The organism is Micromonospora sp. DT62, from assembly GCF_049847285.1.
Lineage (GTDB): Bacteria > Actinomycetota > Actinomycetes > Mycobacteriales > Micromonosporaceae > Micromonospora > Micromonospora reichwaldensis.
On record NZ_JBNCOB010000028.1, the window covers coordinates 90,866 to 96,894 of the forward strand.

A 6,029-nucleotide genomic window follows, 5' to 3' on the forward strand; every position below is an offset into this window, starting at 1 on the left:
CTCAGCTGCTCCACAGCCCGGCGGGCTCGTCGGGACCGTGCGGGTGCACGTGGTCGTGGTCGGGCTCCGCGTGGTGGCCGGCGGGCTCGGGCACCGCACCGTCGTGGCAGATCCCGCCCTGGTGTACGACGACCGCCCGGGTGATCAGCGGTCGCAGCGGCCCGAGCTCGTGGGCCACCAGCAGCACCGTGCCGCCACCGGCGACGAAGTCGTGCAGAGCCCCGGCGAACGCCTCCTGGCTGGCTGCGTCGACCCCGGCGGTCGGCTCGTCGAGGACCAGCAGTTCCGGCTGGCCGGCCAGCGCCCGGGCGATCAGGGTGCGCTGCTGCTGCCCACCGGAGAGGGTGGCGACCGGATCGCGGACCCGGTCGGCGAGCCCGACGGACTCCAGCGCGGCGGTCACCGCGGCCCGGTCCGCCGCGCCGGGCGGGCGCAGCACGCCGCGTCGGGCGAGCCTGCCGGAGGCCACCACCTCGCCGACGGTGGCCGGCACGCCGCTGCCGGCGCCGAGGCGCTGCGGGACGTACCCGATCCGGTGCCACTGCCGGAACCGGCGCAACGGGCGGTCGAAGAGGGTGACCGACCCGGAGCTGAGCGCCACCAGGCCGAGCGCGGCGCGGATCAGGGTGGACTTGCCGGAGCCGTTGGCGCCGAGCACCGCGACCACCTCGCCGGCGGTGACGGTCAGGGAGACGTCGCGCAGCACGGGGCGGCCGTCGTAGCCGACCACCCCGTGCGCGACGGTGATGACTGGGGTTGTCACTGGCAGCTCAACGCCGTCCTCAGGGTCGCAAGGTTGGTACGCATCACCGAAAGGTAGTCGCCGCCGTCGGTCGACAGCCCTTCCAGGGGGTCCAGCACGGCGGTCTTCGCGCCGACCTGCTTGGCGATGGTCTCGGCCACCTTCGGGCTGACCAGCGTCTCGAAGAAGATCGTGGTGGCCCTGTGCTTCCGGGCCTCCTCGATCACCTCGGCGAGGCGTTGCGGGGCGGGCTCGTTCTCCGGGCTCAGCCCGGTGATGCCGATCTGCTCCAGCCCGTAGCGCTCGGTCAGGTAGCCGAAGGCGGTGTGGCTGACCACGATCTCCCGCCGCTGGCAGGTCTTCAGCCCGGCCGTGAACTCGGCGTCCAGCTTCGCCAACTCGGCGCGCAGCGCCGCGGCGCGGGCCGTGTAGTCGGCGGCGCGGTCCGGGTCGGCCCGGCCGAGCCGCTCGGCGAGCTTGTCGCCGACCGTGGCGAGGCGGGTCGGGTCCAGCCAGAGGTGCGGGTCCTTGGCGCCGCCCTGCTCATGGCCGGGTTCCTCGGCCTTTCCCGACTCCTCGGGGTGGCCGTGCTCCCCGCCCTCGTGGTCGTGGCCGCCGGCTGCGGCGTCCCTCAGGGGCTGCACCGTCGACACGTCGAACGCGCGGTCCCCGGCGTTCTGCTCGACGGCCTCGTCCAGCGCCGGTTGGAAGCCCTTGAGGAGGACGACCAGCTCCGCCTCGACGACCTGGCCGACCTGGCCCAGGCTGAGTTCCAGGTCGTGCGGCTCGGCCCCGGGCTTGACCAGGTTGGTCACCTTCACCGCGTCGCCGCCGATGCGCTCGGCGAGGAACTGCAACGGGTAGAAGGCCGCCACCACGTCGACCCGCTGCGGGTCGGCGCCGGCGGTGCCGTCGTCGGAGCAGGCCGTGACACCACCCAGGGCGAGCAGGGCGGTGGTGGCGACGGCCAGGGTGCGCGGGGCGGAGCGGATGTTCATGCCATGAACTCTCCGCGACAACGATAATGATTGTCAAAAACGCATGCTTGCATGTCAGAGCAGCTTCACCAGGCCCGCGGTGACCAGCAGGGTGAGCGCCACCAGCCGGATCACCCGGGTCGGCGCCGTCTGCACGGACCAGGTGGTGACCAGCAGCGCGGCCATGGCCGCGGCGAGCAGCAGGGTCAACAGCCCGCCGACCACGCCGGGGGTGAAGAACGCGACAAGCACCAGCACGAGGGTGACCAGGAACACCGTCGTCGGGTTCGCCCGGGCCAACCGGGCCGGCATCCGGCTCTGCGTACGCTGCATCCCACAGACTCTACGAGGAGGAACCCCGTGCTGGTGACGAACCGGTTCGTGGTGGACGTCGATGTCGCCGACGAGTTCACCGAGCGGGCGCACGCCGCCCTCGCCGCCCTCGCGGCCCGCCCCGGTTACCTGCGCGGCCAACTGGTCCGGGCGCTGGACGACCCCCGGCACTGGTGCCTGGTCACCGAGTGGGAGTCGGTCGGCACCTACCGGCGGGCCCTGGGCGGCTTCGACGTCAAGATCACCGCTGTGCCGCTGCTCGCCGAGTCGCTCGACGAACCGTCGGCGTACGAGGCGCTCGCCACCGCCGCCCCGGGCGGGGACGTCGTCCCGGCCGCCAGTGATCGGGCCGCTGGTCCTTACCGCTGAGCCCGTGGGCACTACATTGCTTGCATGACCGCTCCCGGACCGGCGACCCCGCCGGCGTACCCTCCGTCGCCCGGCCAGCAGGGGGCGCAGCCGCCTGCCGTGCCCGGCCCGCCGGCGGACCCGGGCGTGCCCGCCCCGCCGGCCGGGCCGGGGGTCACCCCGCCGTTCGCGGCGCCGCCCACCGAGGGGCGCAACACCCGGCTCTGGCTCGGGCTGGGAGCCGGGGCGCTCGCCGTGCTGCTCTGCTGCGGCGGTGGCGGCGCGGCCGTGGTGGGTCTGGCCGTGACCGGGGTGCAGGCCGTGCGTGAGCAGGGACGCACCGTCTCCACCGACTACTACCGGGCACTCGTCGAGCGGAAGTACGGCGCGGCGTACGACCAGCTCTGCGACGACGCGCAGCGGCGCGAGTCACGCCGCGAGTTCGAGCGCCGGGTGGCCGCCGAGCCGCAGATCGCGACCTTCCAGGTGGGCGACGTGGACGCCGTCTCCCTCACCGTGCCCGTCGACGTCACCTACACGGGCGGCCGGCAGGACCGGCAGGAGGTCACCCTCGGGCAGGACCAGCAGACCGGCGGCATGGAGGTGTGCGGGGTGAGCTGACCCGCCCCCGGTATTCTGCTGGGCCCGGGACGGCACGGGTCGTACCGTTGTCCCGAACTGTTCCTTCCGTCCTTACCGCGTCCCCGCCGACCGCCAGTCGGCGTAGGAGGAAACATGCCAGCCGACCGTATCGACGCCGTCGTCAGCCTCGCCAAGCGCCGAGGCTTCGTCTTCCCCTCCAGCGAGATCTACGGAGGCACCCGGTCGGCGTGGGACTACGGTCCGCTCGGCGTGGAGCTGAAGGAGAACGTCCGCCGGCAGTGGTGGAAGACGATGGTCCAGCAGCGCGACGACGTGGTCGGCCTCGACTCCGCCGTGATCCTGGCCCGCGACGTCTGGGCCGCCTCCGGCCACCTGGACGCCTTCGTCGACCCGCTGACCGAGTGCCAGTCGTGCCACAAGCGGTTCCGGGCCGACCACCTCGAGGAGGCGTACGAGGCCAAGCACGGCAAGCCGCCGGCCTCGCTGACCGAGCTGAACTGCCCGAACTGCGGCAACAAGGGCACCTTCACCGAGCCGAAGATGTTCAACGGCCTGATGAAGACCTTCCTCGGCCCGGTCGAGAGCGAGGAGGGCATGCACTACCTGCGGCCCGAGACCGCCCAGGGCATCTTCGTCAACTACAAGAACGTCGAGACGGTCGCCCGCAAGAAGCCGCCGTTCGGCATCGCCCAGACCGGCAAGTCGTTCCGTAACGAGATCACCCCGGGCAACTTCATCTTCCGCACCCGCGAGTTCGAGCAGATGGAGATGGAGTTCTTCGTCGAGCCGGGCTCGGACGAGCAGTGGCACGAGTACTGGCTCTCCGAGCGCTGGAACTGGTACCTCGACCTGGGCCTGTCGGAGAGCAACCTGCGCTTCTACGAGCACCCGAAGGAGAAGCTCTCCCACTACTCGAAGCGCACCGTCGACATCGAGTACCGCTTCCAGTTCGGCGGGACCGAGTTCGCGGAGCTGGAGGGCATCGCCAACCGCACCGACTTCGACCTCACCACGCACAGCAAGCACTCCGGCGTCGACCTGTCCTACTTCGACCAGGCCAAGGGCGAGCGCTGGATGCCGTACGTCATCGAGCCGGCCGCCGGCCTCACCCGCGCGGTGCTCGCGTTCCTGCTGGAGGCGTACGACGAGGACGAGGCGCCGAACACCAAGGGCGGCGTGGACAAGCGCACGGTGATGCGCTTCGACCCGCGGCTGGCCCCGGTCAAGGTGGCCGTGCTGCCGCTGTCGCGCAACGAGGCGCTCTCGCCGAAGGCGAAGGGCCTCGCCGCCGACCTGCGCAAGCGCTGGGTGGTGGAGTTCGACGACTCGCAGGCGATCGGCCGCCGCTACCGCCGCCAGGACGAGATCGGCACCCCGTTCTGTGTGACGGTCGACTTCGACACCCTGGACGACAACGCGGTGACCGTCCGGAACCGGGACACCATGGCCCAGGAGCGCATCGCGCTGGACCAGGTCGAGCGCTATCTGATCGAGCGCCTCCCCGGCTGCTGAGCTGCGGCGGGCCCCGGCCGGTGCGGAAGTTGCGCCGGCTGGGGCCCGTACACTTGTCCGGTGACCGCGCCGACCGTTCCCGCATTGCGCCCGCTGACGATCGGGCGGCACGAGGTGTGGCCGCCGGTGGTGCTCGCGCCGATGGCCGGCATCACCAACGTCGGCTTCCGGCAGCTCTGCCGCGAACAGGGCGGCGGCATCTACGTCTGCGAAATGATCACCACCGTCGCGCTGGTCGAGCGGAACCCGAAGACGCTGCGCATGATCGCGTTCGGCGACGACGAGCGGCCCCGCAGCCTCCAGCTCTACGGCACCGACCCCGAGATCACCGCCGCCGCCGTGCGGATCGTGGTGGAGAAGGACCTCGCCGACCACATCGACCTCAACTTCGGCTGCCCCGTCCCCAAGGTCACCCGCAAGGGCGGCGGCTCGGCCCTGCCGTGGCGCCGCCGGCTCTTCGCGCGGCTGGTCAGGGCCGCGGTGGAAGCCGCGTCACCCGCCGGGGTGCCGGTCACGGTCAAGATGCGCAAGGGCATCGACGACGACCACCTGACGTACGTCGAAGCGGGCCTCGCCGCCCAGGACGCGGGCGTGGCGGCGGTCGCCCTGCACGGGCGTACGGCCGCGCAGCGCTACTCCGGCACGGCGGACTGGGACGCCATCGCGACGCTCAAGCAGGCCCTCGACGTGCCGGTGCTCGGCAACGGCGACATCTGGGAGGCCGACGACGCGCTGCGGATGGTGGCGCACACGGGCGTCGACGGGGTGGTCATCGGCCGTGGCTGCCTGGGCCGCCCGTGGCTCTTCGCCGACCTGGAGGCCGCGTTCGACGGCCGCCCGGAACGCCGCCTGCCCACCCTCGGCGAGGTGGCGCGGACCATGCGCCGCCACGCCGAACTGCTGGTCGACCAGTTCACCGCCGGCTCCCGCACCCCCGCCCGGGGCGAGCGGGACGGCTGCACGGACTTCCGCAAGCACGTCGCCTGGTACCTCAAGGGCTTCCCGGTCGGCAGCGAGCTGCGCCGCGAGCTGGCCATGATCGAGAACCTGACCCAGCTCGACGACCTGCTCGCCAAGCTGGACCCGACCGAGCCCTTCCCCGTGGCCACATTGGGCCAGCCGCGCGGCCGCACCAACTCGCCCGGCAAGGTCTTCCTGCCGGACGGCTGGCTGGCCAGCCGTGACGACGACACCGTCCCGGAGGGCGCCGAGCTGGCGGACTCGGGCGGCTGAGCCCTCGGCCGCCGGCTGCGGGTCCCTGCTGCCCCCGGCCCTCGGTCGCCGCCCGGGGCCCGGCTGCTCCCCGGCCCTCGGTCGCCGCCCCGGGCCCGGCTGCCGCCCCGGGCCTCGGCTGCGGCTCGGCCCCGGCCTGCTCGGCTGCGGACGCCGGGTGAAGGTGAAGACTCGGCTGCCCCCCCCGGGGGGGCTACAGCTGCGGCTAGGGCCTGTGTCGAAGTCGGTGCCAGGGCTTGAGCTGTTGAGTGAGGATCTTCGCGTGTCGGTGTTCGAGATGT

At 72.5% G+C, this 6,029-nt stretch carries 7 protein-coding genes; 4 read left to right on the forward strand and 3 right to left on the reverse strand.

All coding sequences use genetic code 11. The features are described 5' to 3' along the window. Position 1 precedes the first annotated feature (1 nt). Genes ACPXCB_RS27225 through ACPXCB_RS27235 form a run of 3 tightly spaced genes read right to left on the reverse strand, consistent with a single transcriptional unit; the run spans position 2 to position 2,052 of the window. Complete coding sequence (locus tag ACPXCB_RS27225) at positions 2-763, reverse strand: metal ABC transporter ATP-binding protein (protein WP_425878599.1); 762 nt, start codon at positions 761-763, stop codon at positions 2-4. Continuing rightward, positions 760-1,740, reverse strand: coding sequence for a metal ABC transporter substrate-binding protein (locus tag ACPXCB_RS27230; RefSeq protein ID WP_425878601.1), 981 nt, complete (start codon positions 1,738-1,740; stop codon positions 760-762). The genes ACPXCB_RS27225 and ACPXCB_RS27230 overlap by 4 nt, the downstream gene beginning before the upstream one ends. 54 nt (positions 1,741-1,794) lie before the next feature. Further along, positions 1,795-2,052 carry a hypothetical protein gene (locus ACPXCB_RS27235; protein WP_425878603.1) on the reverse strand — a complete coding sequence of 86 codons (258 nt, stop codon included), beginning with the start codon at positions 2,050-2,052 and terminating at the stop codon, positions 1,795-1,797. A 27-nt stretch (positions 2,053-2,079) separates the two neighbouring features. On the opposite strand from ACPXCB_RS27235, the gene ACPXCB_RS27240 reads away from it, so the two are divergent. The 4 genes from ACPXCB_RS27240 to dusB all read left to right on the forward strand — a co-directional run bounded on the left by ACPXCB_RS27240 (position 2,080) and on the right by dusB (position 5,748). Further along, entirely contained in the window at positions 2,080-2,421 is a 342-nt protein-coding gene (locus tag ACPXCB_RS27240; RefSeq protein WP_311414944.1) for an antibiotic biosynthesis monooxygenase family protein, read from the forward strand. Between the two features lie 126 nt (positions 2,422-2,547). Beyond that, the gene (locus tag ACPXCB_RS27245; protein ID WP_425878613.1) at positions 2,548-3,021 is read left to right on the forward strand and encodes a hypothetical protein; all 474 of its coding nucleotides are present in this window, start codon (positions 2,548-2,550) and stop codon (positions 3,019-3,021) included. 114 nt (positions 3,022-3,135) lie between these two features. After that, complete coding sequence (locus ACPXCB_RS27250) at positions 3,136-4,515, forward strand: glycine--tRNA ligase (protein ID WP_101412337.1); 1,380 nt, start codon at positions 3,136-3,138, stop codon at positions 4,513-4,515. 60 nt (positions 4,516-4,575) lie between these two features. After that, a complete protein-coding gene (gene dusB / locus ACPXCB_RS27255) occupies positions 4,576-5,748 on the forward strand; it encodes a tRNA dihydrouridine synthase DusB (protein WP_425878604.1) in 1,173 nt (390 codons plus the stop codon). The last annotated feature ends 281 nt before the right edge of the window (positions 5,749-6,029 follow it).